Origin of the sequence: Azospirillum isscasi (assembly GCF_030849505.1) — a bacterium.
Taxonomy (GTDB): Bacteria; Pseudomonadota; Alphaproteobacteria; order Azospirillales; family Azospirillaceae; genus Azospirillum; species Azospirillum isscasi.
The window spans coordinates 1-20,441 of the sequence record NZ_JAUJFI010000060.1 but is presented as its reverse complement, the minus strand read 5'-3'; the positions used below and the strand labels follow the sequence as shown (position 1 = coordinate 20,441).

At 68.3% G+C, this 20,441-nt stretch carries 16 protein-coding genes; 5 read left to right on the top strand and 11 right to left on the bottom strand.

The features are described 5' to 3' along the window. Window position 1: 1 nt before the first annotated feature. The 8 genes from QSG27_RS13945 to QSG27_RS13910 all read right to left on the bottom strand — a co-directional run bounded on the left by QSG27_RS13945 (window position 2) and on the right by QSG27_RS13910 (window position 10,191). The gene (locus QSG27_RS13945) at window positions 2-1,495 is read right to left on the bottom strand and encodes an aldehyde dehydrogenase family protein (protein ID WP_306707097.1); all 1,494 of its coding nucleotides are present in this window, start codon (window positions 1,493-1,495) and stop codon (window positions 2-4) included. 45 nt (window positions 1,496-1,540) lie between these two features. Beyond that, on the bottom strand, window positions 1,541-2,770 hold the full coding sequence (locus QSG27_RS13940; protein WP_306707096.1) for a phenylacetate--CoA ligase family protein: 1,230 nt from the start codon (window positions 2,768-2,770) through the stop codon (window positions 1,541-1,543). A gap of 171 nt (window positions 2,771-2,941) precedes the next feature. Beyond that, complete coding sequence (locus QSG27_RS13935) at window positions 2,942-3,787, bottom strand: ABC transporter ATP-binding protein (protein ID WP_306707095.1); 846 nt, start codon at window positions 3,785-3,787, stop codon at window positions 2,942-2,944. Between the two features lie 91 nt (window positions 3,788-3,878). Beyond that, the gene (locus QSG27_RS13930) at window positions 3,879-5,162 is read right to left on the bottom strand and encodes an ABC transporter substrate-binding protein (RefSeq protein ID WP_306707094.1); all 1,284 of its coding nucleotides are present in this window, start codon (window positions 5,160-5,162) and stop codon (window positions 3,879-3,881) included. Window positions 5,163-5,199: 37 nt separating this feature from the next. After that, on the bottom strand, window positions 5,200-6,273 hold the full coding sequence (locus QSG27_RS13925) for a branched-chain amino acid ABC transporter permease (RefSeq protein ID WP_306707093.1): 1,074 nt from the start codon (window positions 6,271-6,273) through the stop codon (window positions 5,200-5,202). Window positions 6,274-6,288: 15 nt separating this feature from the next. After that, complete coding sequence (locus QSG27_RS13920; RefSeq protein ID WP_306707092.1) at window positions 6,289-7,176, bottom strand: branched-chain amino acid ABC transporter permease; 888 nt, start codon at window positions 7,174-7,176, stop codon at window positions 6,289-6,291. Between the two features lie 196 nt (window positions 7,177-7,372). Next, entirely contained in the window at window positions 7,373-9,304 is a 1,932-nt protein-coding gene (locus tag QSG27_RS13915; RefSeq protein WP_306707091.1) for a long-chain fatty acid--CoA ligase, read from the bottom strand. Next, a complete protein-coding gene (locus tag QSG27_RS13910) occupies window positions 9,304-10,191 on the bottom strand; it encodes an ABC transporter ATP-binding protein (protein ID WP_306707089.1) in 888 nt (295 codons plus the stop codon). The genes QSG27_RS13915 and QSG27_RS13910 overlap by 1 nt, the downstream gene beginning before the upstream one ends. A 201-nt stretch (window positions 10,192-10,392) precedes the next feature. Here QSG27_RS13910 and QSG27_RS13905 point away from each other — a divergent pair, with 201 nt between their 5' ends. Then, window positions 10,393-12,048, top strand: coding sequence for an AMP-binding protein (locus QSG27_RS13905; protein WP_306707088.1), 1,656 nt, complete (start codon window positions 10,393-10,395; stop codon window positions 12,046-12,048). 76 nt (window positions 12,049-12,124) lie between these two features. Here QSG27_RS13905 and mmsB read toward each other — a convergent pair whose 3' ends face one another. Next, window positions 12,125-13,015: a 3-hydroxyisobutyrate dehydrogenase gene (gene mmsB, locus QSG27_RS13900; RefSeq protein WP_306707087.1), complete on the bottom strand. Its 891-nt coding sequence runs from the start codon at window positions 13,013-13,015 to the stop codon at window positions 12,125-12,127. Window positions 13,016-13,046: 31 nt separating this feature from the next. Beyond that, window positions 13,047-14,186: an isobutyryl-CoA dehydrogenase gene (locus QSG27_RS13895; RefSeq protein WP_306707086.1), complete on the bottom strand. Its 1,140-nt coding sequence runs from the start codon at window positions 14,184-14,186 to the stop codon at window positions 13,047-13,049. 161 nt (window positions 14,187-14,347) lie between these two features. Here QSG27_RS13895 and QSG27_RS13890 point away from each other — a divergent pair, with 161 nt between their 5' ends. The 4 genes from QSG27_RS13890 (at window position 14,348) to QSG27_RS13875 (ending at window position 17,974) form a co-directional block, all read left to right on the top strand. Continuing rightward, window positions 14,348-15,043, top strand: coding sequence for a GntR family transcriptional regulator (locus QSG27_RS13890; RefSeq protein WP_306707085.1), 696 nt, complete (start codon window positions 14,348-14,350; stop codon window positions 15,041-15,043). A gap of 90 nt (window positions 15,044-15,133) precedes the next feature. Further along, window positions 15,134-16,690 carry a malonate--CoA ligase gene (locus QSG27_RS13885; RefSeq protein WP_306707083.1) on the top strand — a complete coding sequence of 519 codons (1,557 nt, stop codon included), beginning with the start codon at window positions 15,134-15,136 and terminating at the stop codon, window positions 16,688-16,690. A 124-nt stretch (window positions 16,691-16,814) separates the two neighbouring features. Beyond that, the gene (locus QSG27_RS13880; protein ID WP_306707082.1) at window positions 16,815-17,381 is read left to right on the top strand and encodes a TetR/AcrR family transcriptional regulator; all 567 of its coding nucleotides are present in this window, start codon (window positions 16,815-16,817) and stop codon (window positions 17,379-17,381) included. Continuing rightward, the gene (locus tag QSG27_RS13875; RefSeq protein WP_306707081.1) at window positions 17,381-17,974 is read left to right on the top strand and encodes an O-methyltransferase; all 594 of its coding nucleotides are present in this window, start codon (window positions 17,381-17,383) and stop codon (window positions 17,972-17,974) included. Before QSG27_RS13880 ends, QSG27_RS13875 begins: the two co-directional genes overlap by 1 nt. 12 nt (window positions 17,975-17,986) lie before the next feature. Here QSG27_RS13875 and QSG27_RS13870 read toward each other — a convergent pair. Next, window positions 17,987-20,441: AMP-binding protein (locus QSG27_RS13870; protein WP_306707079.1), on the bottom strand; the 2,455-nt coding region annotated here is incomplete at its 5' end.

The window sequence follows — 20,441 nt, the reverse complement described above, 5'->3', positions numbered from 1 at the left end:
CTCACTTCATGTTGATGATGATCGTCTTCTTGTGCGTGAAGTGCTCCAGCATCGCTTCCAGCGAGGCTTCCTTGCCCAGCCCGGAGGACTTCACGCCGCCGTAGGACAGGTTCGGCTGCACGACCAGATTCTGGTTCACCTGCACGAACCCGGCCTCCAGCCGGTGCACCGCGTCCATCGCAAGCTTCAAATCGCGGGTCCAGATCGTCGCGGCGAGGCCGTACTCGGTGTCGTTGGCCTGGGCGATGACCTCCTCATAGTCGGTCCAGCGGATGACGCAGCAGACCGGCCCGAAGATCTCCTCCTGCGCGATGCGGTCGCTGTTCTTCACCCCGGTGAAGATGTGCGGCTGCACGTACAGGCCCTTGCCCAGCTTCGCGTCGGACGGCATGGCCGAGCAGACATGCGGCGTCGCCCCACCCTCCTTGCCGATGGCGATGTAGCTCTGCACCCGGTCCAACTGCTGCGGCGACACGATGGTGCCGATGTCGGTCGACTCGTCCAGCGGGTCGCCCATCTTCATCGCGTTCACCTTCTCCTTCAGCTTTTCCACGAAGGCGTCGTGGATGCTGTCATGGACGAAGATGCGCGAGGAGGCGGTGCAGCTCTGGCCCTGGCGGGTGAAGCGCATGCCGGCGATGGCGCCCGCAATGGCCTGCTCCAGGTCGGCGTCGCCGCAGACGATCATCGGGCTCTTGCCGCCCAGCTCCAACGTCACCGGGATCAGCTTCTCGGCGGCGGTCTTGTAGACGATCTTGCCGGTCTCGACCGAGCCGGTGAAGGTCACCTTCTTCACGTCCTTGTGCGCCACCAGCGGGGCGCCGCATTCCGGGCCGTAGCCCGAGAGGATGTTCACCACCCCCGCCGGAATCACCGTGTTGATGAGCTGCACGACACGCAGGACGGCAAGCGGCGCCTCCTCCGCCGACTTCACCACCACGGCGTTGCCCGCCACCATCGCCGGGGCGATCTTCAGCGCCATCAGCAGGAGCGGGACGTTCCAGGGGATGATCGCCCCGACCACGCCCACCGGTTCGCGCACCGTCATGGTCAGCATGTTCGGGTTGAAGGGCACCGTCTCGCCCTTCAGCTCCGGCGCCAGACCGCCGAAGAAGACGAAGGCGTCGGACAGGACGCCCGCCTCGATGCGCGATTCGGTGCGCAGGGCCTTGCCGGTCTCCAGCGCGATCAGCTTGGCGATTTCCTCCTTATGGGCGTCCAGCACGCGCCCGCATTCGGCCACCAGCTTGCCGCGCTCCCGCACCGGGCGCTTGGCCCATTCCTTCTGCGCGGCCTTGGCGGCGGCGACCGCGGCGTCCACGTCCGCCGCCTCGCCGAAGGCCGCCTCGGCCACCGTCTCGCCGGTCGCCGGATTCACGACGGGGAAGCCCTTGCCGGAGGAGGCCGGGCGGAAGTCGCCGCCGAAGAAATGCTTGCCCGACAGCTCCCTGGCGAGCGCGAAGGGGTCGAGCTGGAGGTCGGTGCTGACGCTCATGTCACGGTGGTCCTTGTGTGTATCGGGTCGGTTATCGTTGTTTTATCAGGTGCGGGCGTCTTCGATGACCTTGCCGTCGTTGGGCAGGCTGCCGGGGGCCGCGAACTCCACGATACCCTTCAATTTGGTGACGGCGGCCAGAGTTTCACGCACCGCCGCCGCCAAAGCCTCGCCGGACTCGGGCGACTCGCAGCGCAGGGTCATGGTGTCGTTGGCGTCCTCGCGCCCGACGACGAGGCGGGCCTTGCCGATCTGCGGGTGGCGGCGCACCACCTCGGCGATCTGCTGCGGGTGGACGAACATGCCCTTGACCTTGGTGGTCTGATCGGCACGGCCCATCCAGCCCTTCAGCCGCATGTTGGTGCGCCCGCAGGGGCTCTGGCCCGGAAGCACGGCGGACAGGTCGCCGGTGGCGAAGCGGACCAGCGGGTAGGCGCGGTTGAAGGTCGTGACGACGACCTCCCCCACCTCGCCCTCCGGCACGGGGTCGCCGGTGCCGGGGCGGACGATCTCCACGATCACGCCCTCATCCACCACCAGCCCGGCGCGGGCCGGCGTCTCGTAGGCGACGATGCCGAGGTCGGCGGTGCCGTAGCTCTGGTACACGGCGATGCCGCGCCCTTCGTAATAGGCGCGGGCGTCCGGCAGGAAGGGGCCGCCCGTGACGTGGCCGACCGCGATGGAGGAGAGGTCCAGCCCCAGCTCGTCCCCCTTCTCCAGGATGATCTTCAGGAAATCGGGCGTGCCGATGTAGGCCCGGGGCTTCAGATGGGCGGCCACCTGGGCCTGCATCTCCGTGTTGCCGACGCCCGCGGGAATGACGGCGCAGCCCAGCGCGTGCGCCCCCGTCTCGAACATCGAGCCGGCGGGGGTCAGGTGGTAGCTGAAACAGTTCTGCACCAGATCGCCGCCGCGGACGCCCGACGCGAACAGCGCCCGCGCGGTGCGCCAGGGGTCCTTGCCGTGCGCCTCCGGATCGTGGATCGGGCCGGGCGAGGCGAAGACGCGGGCAAGCTGCCCAACGGCCACGGTGGTCAGCCCGCCGAAGGGCGGCACGTCCCTCTGCAGCGCGATCAGGTCCGACTTGCGCGTGACCGGAAGGGCGGCGAGCGACGCGCGGTCACGGACGGAGGCGGGGTCCACATCGGCCAGCAGGCGGGTGAAATAGGGCGCGTTCGCCTTGGCGTGGGCGATCTGCGCCGGCAGCGCCGCGAACAGCTCCGCCTCGCGCCGGTCGGGGGAGCGGGTTTCGAGTTGATCGTAAGTGTCGGACACCGATGCCTCCCGGCTGTTTTTCTTCTTCTCCCCTCTCCCGCCCCGGGAGAGGGTGGCCCGAAGGGCCGGGTGAGGGTGCCGCCAACGGTCGGCACCTTTCTTCCTGCAAGACCCTCACCCTTCCCACTTCGTGGGCCCCTTCCCTCTCCCGGGACGGGAGAGGGTTAAAATTCAGATCCAGCGCTTCCGGCGCTTGAAGCTCTTGAGATTCTTGAAGCTCTTGCGCTCTTCGTTGCCGCCGCCGAGGTAGAATTCCTTCACGTCCTCGTTGTTGCGCAGCTCTTCGGCGGTGCCGTCCAGAACGACCTTGCCGTTCTCCATGATGTAGCCGCGCGTCGCGGCCTGGAGCGCCATGCGGGCGTTCTGCTCGACCAGCAGGATGGTGACGCCCAGATCCTTGTTGATCTGCCGGATGATGCTGAAGACCTCCTTCACCATCAGCGGCGACAGGCCCATCGACGGCTCGTCCATCAGGATCAGCTTCGGCCGCGCCATCATCGCGCGCCCGATGGCCAGCATCTGCTGCTCGCCGCCCGACAGGTAGCCGGCCAGACCGGTGCGCTCCTTCAGGCGGGGGAAATAGTGATAGACCATCTCGATGTCGTCCTTCACGCCGCCGTCGCGGCGGGTGAAGGCGCCCAGGCGCAGATTCTCCAGGCAGGTCATGTCACCGATGATGCGGCGGCCCTCCATCACCTGGAAGATGCCCCGGCGGACGATCTGGTCGGGGTCGATGCCGTTGATGCGCTCACCCCCGAAGGAGATGTCGCCGCGCGTCACCTCGCCGTCCTCGGTCTTCAGCAGGCCGGAGATGGCCTTCAGCGTCGTGGATTTGCCGGCGCCGTTGGCACCCAGCAGGGCCACGATCTCCCCCTCTGGCACCTCCAGGCTGAGGCCGCGGAGCACCAGGATCACGTCGTTGTAGACGACCTCGATGTTGTTGACGGACAGCAGCGGCGCTTTGGCCGTGCCGGGAACCGGCGCGGGAGCGATGCCGGTCGCGGCGGCGGTCGCCATGGCAGTGTTCATCTTGCGGCACCCGTTGCCAAGAAATGCGGGGGAAGCCCCCGCCGCCGTCCACTCACGGCGGCGGCGGGGGCGGTCCGGCTTACCAGCCCAGCCACTCCGGCTTGCGCGGGACGTCGACGGTGGCGATCTTCTCCAGCTTGATCGTGCCGGCCTTCACCAGATCGTCCACCGAACCGCCGGTGTCGCCGCTCACGTTGGCGCGGTACAGATTCACCTTGTCCATGCCGCGGTGGTCGGTCTCGGTCCAGGTGGAGGGCACGCAGACGCCCTCAAGACCCGCCGGCACCCAGTCCTTCTTCTGGTACATGCCCTTGCGGATGTTCGGGCCGTTCACGCCGCCGTTCTGCTTCGCCCAGTCCATCGCTTCCTTCATGTAGAAGGCGGAGCAGATGCCGGAGACGTAGTGCACCGGGCGGTAGGCGGTGCCGGCGGCGTCGGAGATCTTGGAGATTTCCTTCACGATCTTCATGCCCGGCGCGTCGCCGCCCCAGATCGCCGCGGTGCGGACCGGGAAGATCACGCCGTTGGCGGCGGAGCCGGCGGCCTTGGCGGCGTTCTCGTCCATGCCCCAGACGTTGCCCATGAACTGCACCTGCGCGCCGACCGTCTGGCAGGCCTTCAGCACGGAGATGTTGGAGCCCGCCGTGTTGCCGAGATAGGCGTAGTTGGCGCCGGCCTCCTTCAGCGTCAGGCACTGGGCGGTGTAGTCGCCCGGCGTCAGCGCGAACTGCACCGCCGGCAGGACGTCGAAGCCCAGTTCCTTGGCGAGCGCCTCACCGGCTTCCTTCGGGGCGTTCGGGTAGGGGTGGTTGGCGCCCATATGGACGTACTTCGGCTTGCCGGCGCCGCCCTTCTTCTTCCAGTCGTCCGCCGCCCACATCAGCATGGCGCGCAGGCCGTCGGAGTAGGACGGGCCGTAGAAGAAGTTGTAGGGCGCCGGCTTGGAACCGTGGGTTCCCTTGCCCGTCGGGTCGGTCAGGTGGCCCGAGTAGGAGCCGGAATAGTAAGGGATCTCGTCCTTGCCGACGAAGCCGGTCAGCGCTTCGGTGTCGGCGGTGCCCCAACCCTGGATGGCCGCGACCTTGCCGCTGCCCGACGACCACTTCTTGTACTGGCTGATGGCACGCGGCGCCTGATAGCCGTAGTCCACCGTCTCGACGTCCATCTGCGTGCCGCCGATGCCGCCGTTCTTGTTGAGGTAGGCGAGCGCGTCGGCCACGCCCTGGCCAAAGGGCACGCCCACGTCCGACGTGGCGCCGGACTGGTCGGCGAGGTGGCCGACCGGGATCTTCTGGGCGTTCGCGGCCCCGGTGCCCAGCAGGACGACGGCGGCGGTCGCGAGCAGGACGGTCTTCATAGTCATGGTGCGTTTTCTCCCAGTCGTTATGTTTTTCAGAAGCCTAGTGCGAAAAAGGATAGAGCTTCCAGTAGGCTTTGATCTGCTTCCAGCGGTGGGCCAGCCCGTCCGGCTCGAAGACCAGGAACAGGATGATGACCAGACCGATGGCCATTTCACGCAGGAAGGCGATCGCGTCCTTCAGGTTCAGCGCGGCGTCGATGGCGGTGCCGGACAGCGCCGTGGTGATGGCCTGCATCACCTCCGGCAGCAGCACCATGAAGGCGGTGCCCATCAGCGACCCCATGATCGAGCCCAGGCCCCCGATGATGATCATGCCGAGGAACTGGATCGAGAAGAGGATCGTGAAGCCCTCCACCGACACGAACTGGAGATAGTGGGCGTAGAGCGCGCCGCCGATGCCGGCGTAGAAGGACGAGATGCCGAAGGACATCGTGCGGTACTTGGTCAGGTTGATGCCCATGATCTCCGCGGAGAGATAATGGTCACGCACCGCCACCAGCGCCCGCCCGTCGCGGGACCGCATCAGGTTGGTCGCCAGGATGAACATGACGACCATGTAGACCAGCACGACGTAGAAGTAGCTCTCGTCGGTGTCGAAGGCGAAGCCGAACAGGGTGAAGGGCTCCGCGATCGTGCCGGCGGTGCCGCCGGTGAACCAGTCGGCCCGCGCGAAGAAGTCCTGGAGGATGTACTGCGCCGCCAGCGTGGCGATGGCGAGGTACAGGCCCTTCAGCCGCGCCGCCGGGATGCCGAACAGCATGCCGACCGCGGTGGTCATCACGCCGGCCAGCGGGATGGCCAGCGCCACCGGGATGCCGAAGCTGTTGGACAGCCACGCCGAGGAGAAGGCGCCGAAGCCGAAGAAGGCGGCGTGCCCGATGGAGATTTGGCCGGTGAAGCCGACCAGGATGTTCAGCCCCAGCGCCGCGATGCCGAGATAGCCGATCTGGATGCACAGGTTCAACCAGTAGCGGTCCATGAAGGCCGGGCAGAGCAGCAGGAGCAGCACGCCCAGGATCGCGAAGTTGCGGCTGGTCGTGGTGGGGAAGATGGTCGTGTCGGCGGCGTACCGGGTCTTGAAGTCGCCGCAGGGGATGAGACTGATGTTCGCCATGGTTGCGGCCGCTCCTTACACGCGCTCGATGTCCTTGGTGCCGAAGAGGCCGTAGGGCTTGATCATCAGGATGACGATCAGGACGTAGAAGGGGGCGATCTCGTACATGTTGCCCCAGTTCAACCACTGGCTGTCCAGGTAGTGCGCGAGATTCTCCAGCACGCCGACGATCAGACCGCCCAGCACCGCTCCGGCCACGCTGTCCAGCCCGCCCAGGATGACCGCCGGGAAGACCTTGATGCCGAAGAAGGAGAGTGCGGAGGACACACCGTTGACGACGCCGACCGTGACGCCGGCCACCGCCGACACCATGGCGGAGATGGCCCAGCTCATCGCGAACATGTGGCGGACGGAGATGCCCAGCGACTGCGCCACCTGCTGGTCGAAGGCGGTCGCCCGCATCGCCAGACCCATCCGCGAGTATTTGAAGAACCAGCCGAAGCCCGCCATGATCAGCAGCGAGATGACCAGGCTCATCACATAGACGGTCTGCACGTCGAGCCCGAGGATGTTCACGGTCGGGCTGGCGAAGATGGTCGGGAAGGGCTTGGCGAAGACGCCGAACATCCACTTCATCATCGCCTGGAAGAAGATCGACAGGCCGATGGTGACCATGATGACGGAGATGATCGGCTCCCCGATCATCGGGCGCAGCACGACGACCTGAAGGACGATGCCGAACACCATCATGAAGGCCAGGGTGATCGGGAAGCCGATCCAGAAGGGCAACTGCCAGGAGGTCAGCAGCCACCAGCAGGTCCAGGCGCCGATCAGCAGGAACTCGCCCTGGGCGAAGTTCACGATGCGGCTGGCCTTGTAGATCAGCACGAAGGACATCGCCACGACGCCGTACAGCGCGCCGACGATCAGTCCGTTGACGAGAAGCTGGAAGAGCAAGGTCATGGCGTGGCCCCTAGGTGATCCCCTCTCCCCCCTGGGGAGAGGGTCAGGGTGAGGGGGAATGGGTTCCAAGGGCCCTGCCCTTGGCCGGGGGTTGCGAGGGGGCCGGTTGCCCCCTCGCGGCGCCGTTTGGCGCCGGCCCCCTCACCCATCCTCTCCCCGGGGGGGAGAGGGGTTTTCATCAGCATCCTCACCCCCCTCATGCCGCGGCCTGCGCCGGCTTCTTGGCCGGTGCCGGCAGCAGGTCCACCACCTTCAGCACGGTGCGGATGCGCTGCTTGGTGCCGTCCTGGAAGGTGATGGTGGTGTCCACGTCGATGGCCGGCTGGCCCGCGTAGATGGAGTCGATGATCTCGCCGTACTTCTCGGCGATCACGCCGCGGCGCACCTTGCGGGTGCGGGTCAGCTCGCCGTCGTCGGCGTCCAATTCCTTGTAGAGCAGCAGGAACTTGGTGATGCGCTGGTATTCCGGCAGCGTCGCGTTCACCCGCTCCACCTCCTGGCGCAGAAGCTCGTAGACTTCCGGCTTGGAGGACAGGTCGGAGTAGGTGGTGAAGGCGATGCGGTTCTTCTCCGCCCACTTCGACACGATGGGGAAGCGGATGCAGATGATCGCCGACAGGTAGGGGCGCTTGTTGCCCAGGATCACCGCTTCGGCAACATAGGGGCTGAACTTCAGCTTGTTCTCGATGTATTGCGGGCTGAAGCGGTCGTTGTTGCTGGTGGTGGCGATGTCCTTGATGCGGTCGATGATGACCAGATGACCCTTCTTGTCGAAGAAGCCGGCGTCGCCCGTGTGCATCCAGCCGTCGCGCAGATCCGCCGTGGTCGACGCCTCGTTGCGGTAGTAGCCGGCGAACATGTTGGGGTGGCTGACCACGATCTCGCCGACGCCGTTCTGGTCGGGCTCGATCACCTTGACCTTCACGCCGTCGTCGAAGGGCACGCCCACCGTGTCGAAATCCACGTCGTCGGCGCGGTGCACCGTGTAGGCGCCCATCGTCTCCGTCTGGCCGTAGATCTGGCGCAGCGGCACGCCCAGCGCCTGGAAGAACTTGAAGGTGTCGGGGCCGAGCGCCGCACCGCCGGTCGCCGCCGACTTCAGGTTGGTGAAGCCCAAACGGTCTCGCAGCGCTGCGAAGAGAATGCGGTCGGCAACGGCGGAGCGGGTTCCGTTGGCGAGCGCCTCCAGCCCCAGCTTCATGCCGTAGTCGTACATCTTCTGCTTGAAGGGCGAGGCGTCCATCATGCGCGCCCGCACGTCGGCGGCGATCTGCTCCCACAGGCGGGGGGCGAACAGGACGAAGCTCGGCCCGATCTCGCGGAAGTCGTTCATCATCGTCTCGGCTTCCTCGACGAAGTTCACGCGCATCCGCGACACCATGCCCATGCCGACCGCGTAGATCTGCTCCATGATCCAGGACAGCGGCAGCACCGACACATACTCGTCCGCCGGCCCCTTGGGGTCCACCGACAGATAGCTGGCGACGTGGCGGATCAGCCGCCCCGCCGGCAGCATGGCCAGCTTCGGGTTCGAGGTGGTGCCCGACGTGGTGCAGAGCACCGCCACGTCGTCGCCCTTGGTCGCGCCGACCATCTCTTCATAGAGGTTCGGCTTTTCCGCGTGCAGCGCGTTGCCCAGCTTGACCAGCTCCGACGCCTCCATCAGGCGCGGGTCGCTGTATTTGCGCATGCCGCGGGGGTCGGAATAGATGATGTGCTTCAGCGTCGGCAGGCGCTCGCCGAGATTCAGCAGCTTGTCGACCTGCTCCTCGTCCTCCGCGAAGATGACGTGCACGTCGGCGTAGGTGATGAGGTAGGCGACCTCCTCGTCCATGGCGTCGCGGTAGATGCCCAGGCTCATCGCGCCCATGGCGTGGGCGGAGATTTCGCCCATCACCCAGTCGGGCCGGTTGTCGCCCAGCAGGGCCACCACATGCCCGCGCTCCACCCCCAGCGTGATGAGGCCGAGCGTGAAGGCGCGCACGCGGGCGTGCATGTCCGCCCAGGTGAATTCGCGCCAGATGCCGAAGTCCTTCTCGCGCATGGCGACGTCGCCGCCATGCTCGCGGGCGTGCAGGGACAGCAGCTTCGGCAGCGTGTCGTTGATCTTGATATCCGGAAGAGACATCACGCGACCTCCTGCGTCTGCGGCGGGGCCGCGGCCTCGTCCTCCTCGTCGTCCTCGCCGAGATAGGCGCGCTTGACGCGCGGATCGGCCAGAACCTCCTCGGGCGTGCCCTCGGCGATCTTCTTGCCGAACTCCAGCACGATGACGCGGTGGGAGATGTCCATCACGACGCCCATGTCGTGCTCGATCATCACCACCGTCATGCCGAACTCCTCGTTCAGATCGACGATGTAGCGGGCCATGTCCTCCTTCTCCTCCAGGTTCATGCCCGCCATGGGCTCGTCCAGGAGGATCAGGTCGGGCTTCAGCGCGATGGCGCGGGCCAGTTCCACCCGCTTGCGCAGGCCGTAGGACAGCGTGCCGGCGGTGGCTTTGCGGACATGCTGGATTTCCAGAAAGTCGATGATCTCCTCGACCTCGCGGCGGTGGGCCAGCTCTTCCTTGCGGGCGCCGGTCAGCCAGTAGAGCGAGCCTGTGAAGAAGTTGTTCTTCAGCAGGTGGTGCCGCCCGACCATGATGTTGTCGAGCACCGTCATGTGGCCGAACAGCGCCAGATTCTGGAAGGTGCGCCCGATGCCGAGCGAGGCCCGGTGGTTGGGCGTCATGCCCGTGATGTCCTGGCCCTTGAAATAGACCTTTCCGTCGGTGGGCCGGTAACGGCCCGAGATGCAGTTGACCATCGAGGTCTTACCCGCACCGTTCGGGCCGATGATGGAGAACAGCTCCCCCTTGCGGATGCTGAAACTGACGTCGGTCAGCGCCTGCACGCCGCCAAAGCGCAAGGACACGCCCCGGGCTTCGAAGATGGTGTCCGATGGGGAGGCCGCGCGGGTGGCGTCGGCCGGGTGGGCGTAACCGCGTGGCGATGCGACGGGCGCGCCTGACATTTCCTCCTCCGTTGCTGTGGAACTGCCTTTTTATCGTTCGCCTGATTGTTTGGTCGGCGAAGTGGTCCATATTGTGGACCGTTCTTTGTGCAACGTCTGAACTATAACCCGCGCTGCGCACGATTTTCAACACGGACATTCCGTGTATGCATGTTTTTTCCGGCGACATTCGGCCGCAAGGTCCATAATATGGACCGCGCGATGACCCGATCCGACTCCGACACCGAAACCGCCCCCGCCGGAGCCTCCGGCGGCACGCAAAGCCTGGAACGCGCGCTGGCCCTGCTCCGCGCCGTCGCGTCCTATGGAGAGGATGGCGCGCGGCTGGCCGACCTGATGGGCGACACCGGCCTGTCCAAGGCGACCGCGCACCGGCTGCTGACCGCCCTGGCGCGGGAACGCTTCATCGACCAGGACCCGCGCAGCCGCCGCTACCATCTGGGGCCGGAACTGGATTCGCTGGGCCGGATCGCCGCCGCCCGCCACCGCACCGCGGACGGCGACACGGCGGCGCCCGGCCCCGCCACCGTGCAGCCGACCGCCTTCCTGCGCCCGGACTACCAGGGCGACGCGATCCCGCTGGCCGACCTGCTGTGCGACCGCCACGCCCGCGCCGACGGCGCCCGCGCCGCCCTGCTGCACGAGAGCGTGGCCGGACAGACGACGGAACTGAGCTTTGCCCGGCTGGCCCGCGATTCGGCGCGCTTCGCCGCGGTGCTGCGACGCCTTGGGGTCGGGCGCGGCGACCGGGTGGCGGTGCTGCTGCCCAAGGGGGCGGAGCTGCTGATCGCGGCGCTGGCCATCTGGCGGCTGGGCGGAGTCTACATGCCGCTGTTCACCACCTACTCCGCCGCGGCGGTCGCCTACCGGCTGGCCGACAGCGAGGCGCGGGCGATCGTCACCACCGGCTTCCTGCGCCGCAAGATCCCGCGCGACAACAGCCGCCCCGTGGTCATGGTGGAGGGGGACGAGGCGTTCGGCCCGGGCGCCGACGCGGTTCCCTTCTGGTCCGCCCTTCATGAGTCCGCTCCCCTGGGCGACGTCGCCCGCTATGCCGACCGCGACGCCTTCGCGCTGATCTACACCTCCGAAGCGGAGCCGAAGCCGCTCGGCGTCTCGCTGCCCGTCATGGCGCTGGCGGGGATCGAGCAGTACATGCGCATCGGCCTCGACCTGCGCGACGACGACATCTATTGGAACATGGCCGACCCCGGCTGGGCCTACGGCGCCTATTACGGGCTGGTCGGGCCGCTGCTGCTGGGTCGCACCACGATCTTCTGCGACGGCCCCTACGACGTGCGGCAGGGCTACCGGATGCTGACGAAGTTCGGCGTCACCAACCTGACCTGCGCGCCGTCCCAGATCCGCGCCTGGCACAGCGCCGATCCGGAGGGCGGCCCGAACAAGCTGGCGCTGCGCATCCTCTCCGTGGTCGGCGAGCCGCTGCCGCCGGAGCTGATCGGCTGGGCCAACCGGGTGGTCAGCGTTCCCCTGCTCGACCAGTACGGGCAGCGCGAGACCGGCATCTTCATGATGAACCGCTACGACCCCGGCCACGCCGACCGCAACGCCGGCGCCTCGCTGGGGCGGCCCATGCCGGGATTCCGGGTGGTGATCCTCGACCCGCAGGGCCGCGAGGCGCCGGTCGGCGGAGCGGGCGAGATCGCCATCGACGTGGACTCCTCGCCGCTCTTCTGGTTCGACGCCTACGCCAACGATCCGGGGCGCACCGCCGCCCGTTTCCGCCATGGCCGCCGCTACTACCTGACCGGCGACTGGGCCTTCCTGGACAGCGACGGCAACATCCATTTCCGGGGCCGGGCGTCGGACGCCATCGTCATGCAGCAGGCGGATTGAGGGGGTAACCTCCCCCCCTCCCCGGCCCTCCCCCTCTACGAGGTGGAGGGTTAGGGAGGGGGCAAAGTGAACGCCCTTACGGCTTCCCGCGCAGCATGTTGACGATGCCGGAGAAGTCCTTGCCGCCGGAGCCGGAGTTGCAGAACATCGCGTACATCTGCGCGGCCTCGCCGCCCAGCGGCAGCGGGCTGCCGGTGCTCTGCCCGGCCTCCACGGCCAGCTTCAGATCCTTCAGCATCAGCGCCGCCGCAAAGCCCGGCTGGTAGTCGCGGTTGGCCGGCGAGGTCGGGACCGGACCCGGCACCGGGCAATAGCTGGTCAGCGACCAGCACTGGCCGGACGACTTCGACGCCACGTCGAACAGCTTCTGCGAATCCAGACCCAGCTTCTCGGCGAGCGCGAAGGCTTCCGACACGCCGATCATCGAGATGCCGAGGATCATGTTGTTGCAGATCTTGGCCGCCTGACCGTTGCCCGGCCCGCCGGTGTGCACGATGGCCTTGCCCATGGCGGACAGGATCGGCTCGGCGCGGCGGAAGGCGGTGTCGCTGCCGCCGACCATGAAGGTCAGGGTCGCCGCCTCCGCCCCGCCGACGCCGCCGGACACCGGCGCGTCCACCATGGCGTGGCCCGCCGCCTCCGCCGCCGCGGCGACGGCGCGGGCGCTGTCCACGTCCACAGTGGAGCTGTCGATGAACAGGCTGCCCGGCTTGGCCTTGGCGATGATGCCGTCCGGCGCGGTGTAGACCTCGCGGACGTGCTTGCCGGCGGGCAGCATGGTGACGACCACCTCGGCCTCCCCCGCCGCGGCGCCGGGGCCGGTGGCGATGGTGGCGCCGGCGTCGCGCGCGGCGTTGCAGGCGGCTTCCGACAGGTCGAAGGCCAGGACGGAGTGGCCGGCCTTCAGCAGGTTGCGCATCATCGGCGCACCCATGTTGCCCAGACCGATAAAGGCGATCGTCGCCATAGCGTTTCCCCCTTGTTTTATTGCGACGCGCTCAGCCGCCGGTCAGTTGGCGGGCGATGATGACGCGCATGATTTCGTTGGTGCCTTCGAGAATCTGGTGGACCCGCAGGTCGCGGAAAATCCGCTCGATCGGGTATTCCTTGATGTAGCCGTAGCCGCCATGCAGTTGCAGCGCCTCGTTCACCACCTGGAACCCGGCGTCGGTGGCGAAGCGCTTGGCCATCGCGCAGTGCATGGTGGCGTCGGGCGATCCCGCGTCCAGGCTGGCGGCGGCGCGGTGCAGCATCAGCCGGGCCGCGTCCAGCTCCGTCGCCATGTCGGCCAGCTTGAACTGCAACGCCTGGAAGGCGTTCAGCGGCTTGCCGAACTGCTTGCGCTCCGCCGTGTAGGCCACCGCCTGCTCCAGGCAGAAGCGCGCCCCGCCGACCGAGCAGGCGGCGATGTTCAGGCGCCCGCCGTCCAGCCCCTTCATGGCGATGCGGAAGCCCTCCCCCTCCCCGCCGATGCGGTTGGCGACGGGGACGCGGCAGTTCTCGAAGATCACCGCGGCGGTCGGCTGGCTCTTCCAGCCCAGCTTGTGCTCCTGCTTGCCGAAGGACAGGCCGGGCGTCCCCTTCTCCACCACGAGGCAGGAGATGCCCTTCGGGCCGGGTTCCCCGGTGCGGACCATGCAGACATAGACGTCGGACGTGCCGCCGCCGGAGATGAACGCCTTCGACCCGTTCAGGACGTAATGGTCGCCGTCCCGCTCCGCCCGCGTGCGCAGGGAGGCGGCGTCGGATCCCGCCCCCGGCTCCGTCAGGCAATAGCTGGCGAAGTGCTCCATGGTGGTCAGCTTCGGCAGGAAGCGCTCGCGCTGCTCCTGATTGCCGAAGCGGTCGATCATCCAGGAGGCCATGTTGTGGATGGAGATGTAGGCCGCCGTGGACGGGCAGGCCGCCGCCAGCTCCTCGAAGATCAGCGCCGCGTCCAGCCGCCCGAGGCCGGAACCGCCCACGTCGTCGCCGACATAGATCCCGGCGAAGCCCAGCGCGGCGGCCTGGCGCAGGGTCTCGACCGGAAAGACGCTTTCCTCATCCCAGAGGGCGGCGTGCGGCGCCATCTCCTGCTGCGCGAAATCGCGCGCGGTGTCGCGGAACGCCTGCTGATCCTCCGAAAGCGCAAAGTCCATGCGCATCCTCCCCAGAACCGCTTCCGCCCGGAGTCCGTCGCGGATCTCCGGTTCCCATTGTTGGTGCGAAGGACTATCATGCTGGATACGCGCTGTCCATCTCTTGTATACAGAGAGGGGAGCGGCGGAAGGCCGCGGATGAGGAAGGGGACACGCTCGGGATGAGCGACCGGATTGCCGCCAGCAAAACCGCCGACAAAGGCGCCACCCGCGCCGACGAGGTGCGGCTCGCCATCGAGGAGGACATCTTCCTGGGCCGCCTGCGCCCCGGCACGCGGCTGGACGAGGAAAGCCTCGCCCAGCGCTTCAACATCTCGCGCACCCCGATCCGCGAGGCGATCCTCCAGCTCGTCCACGCCGGGCTGGTGGAGAAGCAGCCGCGCCAGGGGGCGGTGGTGGCGCCGCTGAAGCTGCACCGCATGGTGCAGATGTTCGAGGTGATGTCGGAAATCGAGGGACTCTGCGCCCGCTACGCCGCCCGCCGCATGTCGGAGGAGGAGAAACAGGCCCTGAAACGCCTGCACGACACCTCGAAGGCGCACATGGAGGCGCGGGAGCTGGACGCCTATTACGCGGTGAACCGGGCCTTCCACGAGGCCGTGCAGGCCGGCAGCCACAACGAGCCGCTCCAGGAGATCGCCCGCGGCCTGTTCGCCCGGCTGGCCCCCTACCGCCGCTACCAGCTCAACCACCCGTCCCGCGTCAAGGACAGCTTCACCGAGCACGACGATGTGGTGGAGGCGATCCTGGCCGGCGATCCGGAGGCCGCCTACACCGCCATGCGGCGGCATGTGACCATCCAGATCGACATCTTCACCGAATTCGTGTCCATCATGGGCGGCAACGAAATACAATAAGCGCGTCCTTAGTATACAAAGAGGTGGCCCAGCCAGCACGCCTGTGCTACATCCGGACACCGAATTATGGGGCGCATGGAGGGAGTCCACATGTCCGACGCGGGTGACAATCTGTTCGAGCTGTTCCGCTCCCGCTTTCCGGCGGAGCGCAGCCGTCCCTTCGCCGAAACCGATCCCGGCACCGAAGGCGCCCGCACCGTCACCTATGGCGACCTGGAGGCGCTGACCGGCCGCTACGCCAACCTGCTGGCCGATCTGGGCCTGAAGAAGGGCGACCGCGTCGCCGTGCAGGTGGAGAAATCGGTCGAAAACATCATTCTGTACCTCGCCACGGTGCGGGCGGGCGGCGTGTTCCTGCCGCTGAACCCGGCCTACACCAAGGCCGAGGTCGAGTATTTCCTGACCGACGCGGAGCCGCACGTCTTCGTCGCCCGCCCCGAATCGGCGGACGGCCTGCGCGAGGTCGCCGACAAGGCGAAGGTCGCGCATCTGCTGACGCTCGGCACCCACGGCGACGGCACGCTGCCGGAGATGGCGGCGGGCAAGGGCACCGATTTCGCGACCGTTCCGGCGCAGGCCGACGACCTCGCCGCGATCCTCTACACCTCCGGCACCACCGGGCGGTCGAAGGGCGCGATGATGAGCCACCGGAATCTCGGCTCCAACGCGCTGACGCTGCACAAATACTGGGGCTTCCGGCCCGACGACGTGCTGCTGCACGCCCTGCCGATCTTCCACACGCACGGCCTGTTCGTGGCGACCAACTGCGTGCTGCTGAACGGCTCCTCCATGCTGTTCCTGCCGAAGTTCGACGCCGATCAGGTGATGGGGCTGCTGCCGCGCGCCACCGTGATGATGGGCGTGCCGACCTTCTATACCCGCCTGCTCGCCCATCCCGGCCTGACGCGGGAGGCGACGGCGCACATGCGGCTGTTCATCTCCGGCTCGGCGCCGCTGCTGGCCGACACCCACCGCGACTTCTCCGCCCGCACCGGCCACGCCATCCTGGAGCGCTACGGCATGACGGAAACCGGCATGCTGACCTCCAACCCGCTGGACGGCGACCGCATCCCCGGCACCGTCGGCTTCCCGCTGCCCGAGGTGTCCCTGCGCGTGGTGGACCCGGAAACCGGCACGGCGCTCGGCACCGAGGAGATCGGTATCATCGAGGTGGCCGGGCCGAACGTCTTCTCCGGCTACTGGCGGATGCCCGAAAAGACCAGGCAGGAGATCAAGCCGGACGGCTTCTTCATCACCGGCGACGTCGGCAAGGTGGACGGGCGCGGCTACGTGCACATCGTCGGGCGGGCCAAGGACCTCATCATCTCCGGCGGCTTCAACGTCTACCCGAAAGAGGTCGAGACGGTCATCGACGGCATCCCCGGCGTGGTCGAATCGGCGGTGGTCGGCGTGCCGCACCCCGACTTCGGCGAGGCGGTGACCGCCGTCGTTCTGCGCAAGCCGGGCGCCGCCGCGCCGGACGAGGCCGCCGTGATCGCCGTCTGCAAGGAACAGCTCGCCAACTTCAAGGTGCCCAAGCGCGTCTTCTTCATGGACGAGCTGCCGCGCAACGCCATGGGCAAGGTGCAGAAGAACCTGCTGCGCGACGCCCACAAGGACCTTTTCACTCCGGCGAAGGCGCCCTGACGGGCGCCCGCGTTCCCCATCCCGTCGAATCCGTATATGGTGCGGCGCTTTTCTCCACCCGGCTGGTTATGGACAGGTCATCGGTGAGCCGATACGCTTCCGTATGGTTTTCGGAGTCTCCCTGATGGAAGCGAAGACGCTGAACCGCGAGTCCTGGCTGTCCGCCGCCTTCTCCGCCCTGGCGGAGGGAGGCGTCGAACAGGTGCGGGTGGAGGTGCTCGCCAAGCGGCTGAAGGTCACCAAGGGCAGCTTCTACTGGCACTTCCGCGACCGGATGGAGTTGGTGGAGGCGATGCTGGAGGGCTGGAAGACGGGCCGCATCGAGGCGATCAAGATGCAGACCCGGCTGGACGGACGCACGCCCGCCGAAGGGCTCCGCTACGTCCTGTCGCTCTACGGGGGAAGCAGCAACCCGCGCGGCATCGCCATCGAACTGGCGATGCGCGACTGGGCGCGCCGCGACCCGCGCGCCGCGGAGATCGTGGCGGAGGTGGACCGTGAGCGTCTGCGCTGCGTGTCGGAGCTGTTCGCCGGGATGGGGCTGGAATCCGACGAGGCGTTCGCCCGGGCCTATCTGTTCTATTCGTTCATTTTCGGCGAAGGGTTGCTCGCCCGTTCGGCGGCGCCGGACCGGTTCGAGAAGGCGCGGGACATTTGCGGACGGGTGCTGGTGCCCGGGGAGGCTTTCTGATGCTGCTGGATGACGCCGTCGACCGCGTGCTCCGCGATCTTGAGGGGTTCGGGCGCGACAACGACGCGCGCGAGGGCGACCGCGCCCGCAAGATGCTGAATCTGGAGCGCGAGACCGCGGAGCTTCTGCACGTCCTGGTGCGCGGCGGACGCCGCCGCCGGGTGCTGGAGATCGGCACCTCCAACGGCGTCAGCACCCTGTGGCTCGCCGCGGCGTTGCAGGCCGTCGGCGCCACGGAGCCGCTGACCAGCATCGAGCGCGATCCCGGCAAGAGCGCCCAGGCCGCCACCAACCTGGAGCGCGCCGGGCTGGCGAGCCGCGTCCGCCTGCTGGTCGGCGACGCGACGGAGACGGTGGCGGCGCTGGACGGTCCCTTCGACTGCGTGTTCTTCGACGCCGACCGCTGGAGCGCCCCGGACCAGCTCCGCCTTCTGCTGCCGAAGCTGGAGCCGGACTGCCTGCTGCTGGCCGACAACGCCCTGTCCCATCCGGAGGAGATCGCCGGCTACATCGCGGCGGTGGAGGCCCTGCCCGGCTTCGGCTCCACCGTCTTCTCGGTGGGCAAGGGGCTGCACGTCGCCTGCCGCCCCTGATCCCTGCCCCGGCTACGCCGCTTCGTTCGCCAGAGCCTCCGCGGCCAGCCGCGCCACGGCGGGGTAATCGGTCTTGCCGGTGCCCAGCAGGGGGATGCTCTCCACCCGCAGCACGTCGCGGGGAATGGCAAGCTCCGGCGCTCCCCTGGCCTTGGCCGCCGCCGCCAGCGCGTCGCGCGTCGGGGTGCTGCCGGCGGTGACCAGCACGATCCGCTCGCCGCGCCGGGCGTCCGGCAGGGCGACGGCGGCGTGGGCGGCCCCCGGCTCGGCCTGCAGGGCCAGCTCCTCCACCAGCCCCAGCGGGACCATCTCGCCGGCCACCTTGGCGAAGCGCTTGACGCGCCCGACGATGCGGATGAAGCCGTCGGCGTCGATGTCCACGATGTCGCCGGTGTCGTGCCAGCCGTCCTCCGGCGGCTCCACCACACCGGGGTTGCCGGCGCGCATATAGCCCTTCATCACGTTCGGCCCGCGCACCCGCAGCCGTCCGCCCACGGGGACGCCGGGGACCGGCATCAGCTCCGTCTCGATGCCGGGCAGCGCCTGGCCGACCGTGCCGGGGCGGAAACGGGCCGGCGTGTTGACAGCGATCACCGGGGAGGTCTCGGTGGTGCCGTAGCCCTCCAGCAGATGCACCCGCAGCCGCTCCGTGTAGGTGCGGCGCGTTTCCTCCTGCAACCGCTCCGCCCCGGCGAAGACCAGCCGCAGCGAGCGGAAATCGTAAGGGTCCGCCGCCCGCGCCCAGGCGTTCAGGAAGAAGTCCGTGCCGAACAGCACCGTGGCGTTGGTCTGGTAGACCAGCTCCGGGATCAGCCGGACGTGGCGCGGGTTGGGATAGAGCACCGTCTTCACCCCGTTCAGGACCGGCAGCAGCATCCCGCCCAGCAGCCCGAAGGAGTGGAAGACCGGCAGGCAGTTGAACACCACGTCCTGCCGCGTGAAGTCCACCACGGAGGCCACCTGCGCCATGTTGGCGAGCAGGTTGCCGTGGGTCAGCGCCACACCCTTGGGCGGCCCTTCCGAGCCGGAGGTGAAGAGGATCGCCGCCACCTCGTCCGGCCCGCCTTGCGGCGGCAGGAAGCGCTCCGGCGCCACCGACGCGGCGAGCGCGCGCAGCTTGTCGCCGATGCCCAGCCCGCGCTTCACGTCCTCCAGATAGACGATGAGGCACTCGGCGGCCAGCGCCTCCACCAGCGGGCCGAGCCGCCCCATCTCCACGAAGCGGGCCGAGGTGACGATCCGGCGCAGACCGGCGGCACGGCAGGCCGCCTTCACGGACTCCACCCCGGCGGTGAAGTTCAGCATCGCCGCGGGCCGCCCATGGGCCGCCAGCCCGAAGAACACCGCCGCGGTGGGCGAGGCGGTCGGCAGCAGCACCCCCACCGCCTCCCCCGGTTCGGTGCCGCGGGCCAGGATGCGGCCCAGCACCAGGGAGCGCGCGGTCAGGGCCCGATAAGAGAGCGTGGTGAAGTCGCCGTCCTGCACCGCCGCCATGCCCCAGCCGGTCCTCCGCCCGGCCTCCAGCAGGGCGAGCGCCAGCGTGTCGGGCCGCTGCCCGGCGGCGAAGACGGTCTCCGTCATGACGCGCGACAGCCAGGACTTCAGCGCCGCCCGCCGCGTCTTGCCGAACAGCCCCGTCACGTCCGGCGTGGCGACCGGCGGCATGACCGTGATGGTGATGCGCGGGAACAGGCCCAGCCGCAGCCGCCCATGCATCCGCGACAGGAAGGAGCGCTGGGCGCCCTCGATGCAGACGGGCACGATCGGGCAGCCCGCCTTGTCGGCCAGCATGCCGGGGCCGCCGTTGATCTTCATCAGCGAGCCGGTGACGGTGATCCGCCCCTCTGGAAAGATGCAGATCCTGTGGCCCTCGGCCAGGGTGCGGGCCAGCAGGCGCGTGCCCATCGGCTTGGTCGGGTCGATGGTCACATGGTCGGCCAGCGCCAGGAAGGGCTTGGCCCAGGCCCGCTGCGCGATGAAGCTGTCCACGGCGAAGCGCATCCCCGGCAGGAAGGCGGCCAGCAGCGCGCCGTCCAGGAAGGACTGGTGGTTCGGGGTGACCACCGCCGCCCCTTCCAGCCGCTCCAGATGCTCCGCCCCGCGCAGCTCGACCCGGAAGGCCAGCCGGAAGACGGCGCGGGCCAGCGCCCGCCCGATGCCCACCGCGTCGATGGCGAGCGCCAGCACCACCGCGGCCAGCATGCTCGCCCCGCCCCAGGCGGCGACGGTCAGCGGCGTCACGCCAAGCGCCAGCATGGCGGCGGCGATGCCCGAACCGACCACCATGAACAGCGCGTTGACCACGTTGGCCGCCGCGATCACCCGGGCGCGGGCCGAGGCTGCCGCCCGGTGCTGGATCAGCGCGTAGAGCGGCACGGCGAAGGCGCCGCCCGCCGCGGCGATCAGGAACAGGTCGGCCAGCAGCGGCATCGCCCAGGGCTGGGCCAGCAGCGCCAGCGCCGACAGC

Bases quoted from the DNA above. Each gene is read 5' to 3' on its own strand.
- QSG27_RS13945 (WP_306707097.1), bottom strand. From the start codon at position 1,495: ATGAGCGTCAGCACCGACCTCCAGCTCGACCCCTTCGCGCTCGCCAGG.
- QSG27_RS13935 (WP_306707095.1), bottom strand. From the start codon at position 3,787: ATGGCGACCGCCGCCGCGACCGGCATCGCTCCCGCGCCGGTTCCCGGC.
- QSG27_RS13930 (WP_306707094.1), bottom strand. From the start codon at position 5,162: ATGACTATGAAGACCGTCCTGCTCGCGACCGCCGCCGTCGTCCTGCTG.
- QSG27_RS13925 (WP_306707093.1), bottom strand. From the start codon at position 6,273: ATGGCGAACATCAGTCTCATCCCCTGCGGCGACTTCAAGACCCGGTAC.
- QSG27_RS13920 (WP_306707092.1), bottom strand. From the start codon at position 7,176: ATGACCTTGCTCTTCCAGCTTCTCGTCAACGGACTGATCGTCGGCGCG.
- QSG27_RS13915 (WP_306707091.1), bottom strand. From the start codon at position 9,304: ATGTCTCTTCCGGATATCAAGATCAACGACACGCTGCCGAAGCTGCTG.
- QSG27_RS13910 (WP_306707089.1), bottom strand. From the start codon at position 10,191: ATGTCAGGCGCGCCCGTCGCATCGCCACGCGGTTACGCCCACCCGGCC.
- QSG27_RS13905 (WP_306707088.1), top strand. From the start codon at position 10,393: ATGACCCGATCCGACTCCGACACCGAAACCGCCCCCGCCGGAGCCTCC.
- mmsB (WP_306707087.1), bottom strand. From the start codon at position 13,015: ATGGCGACGATCGCCTTTATCGGTCTGGGCAACATGGGTGCGCCGATG.
- QSG27_RS13895 (WP_306707086.1), bottom strand. From the start codon at position 14,186: ATGGACTTTGCGCTTTCGGAGGATCAGCAGGCGTTCCGCGACACCGCG.
- QSG27_RS13890 (WP_306707085.1), top strand. From the start codon at position 14,348: ATGAGCGACCGGATTGCCGCCAGCAAAACCGCCGACAAAGGCGCCACC.
- QSG27_RS13885 (WP_306707083.1), top strand. From the start codon at position 15,134: ATGTCCGACGCGGGTGACAATCTGTTCGAGCTGTTCCGCTCCCGCTTT.
- QSG27_RS13880 (WP_306707082.1), top strand. From the start codon at position 16,815: ATGGAAGCGAAGACGCTGAACCGCGAGTCCTGGCTGTCCGCCGCCTTC.
- QSG27_RS13875 (WP_306707081.1), top strand. From the start codon at position 17,381: ATGCTGCTGGATGACGCCGTCGACCGCGTGCTCCGCGATCTTGAGGGG.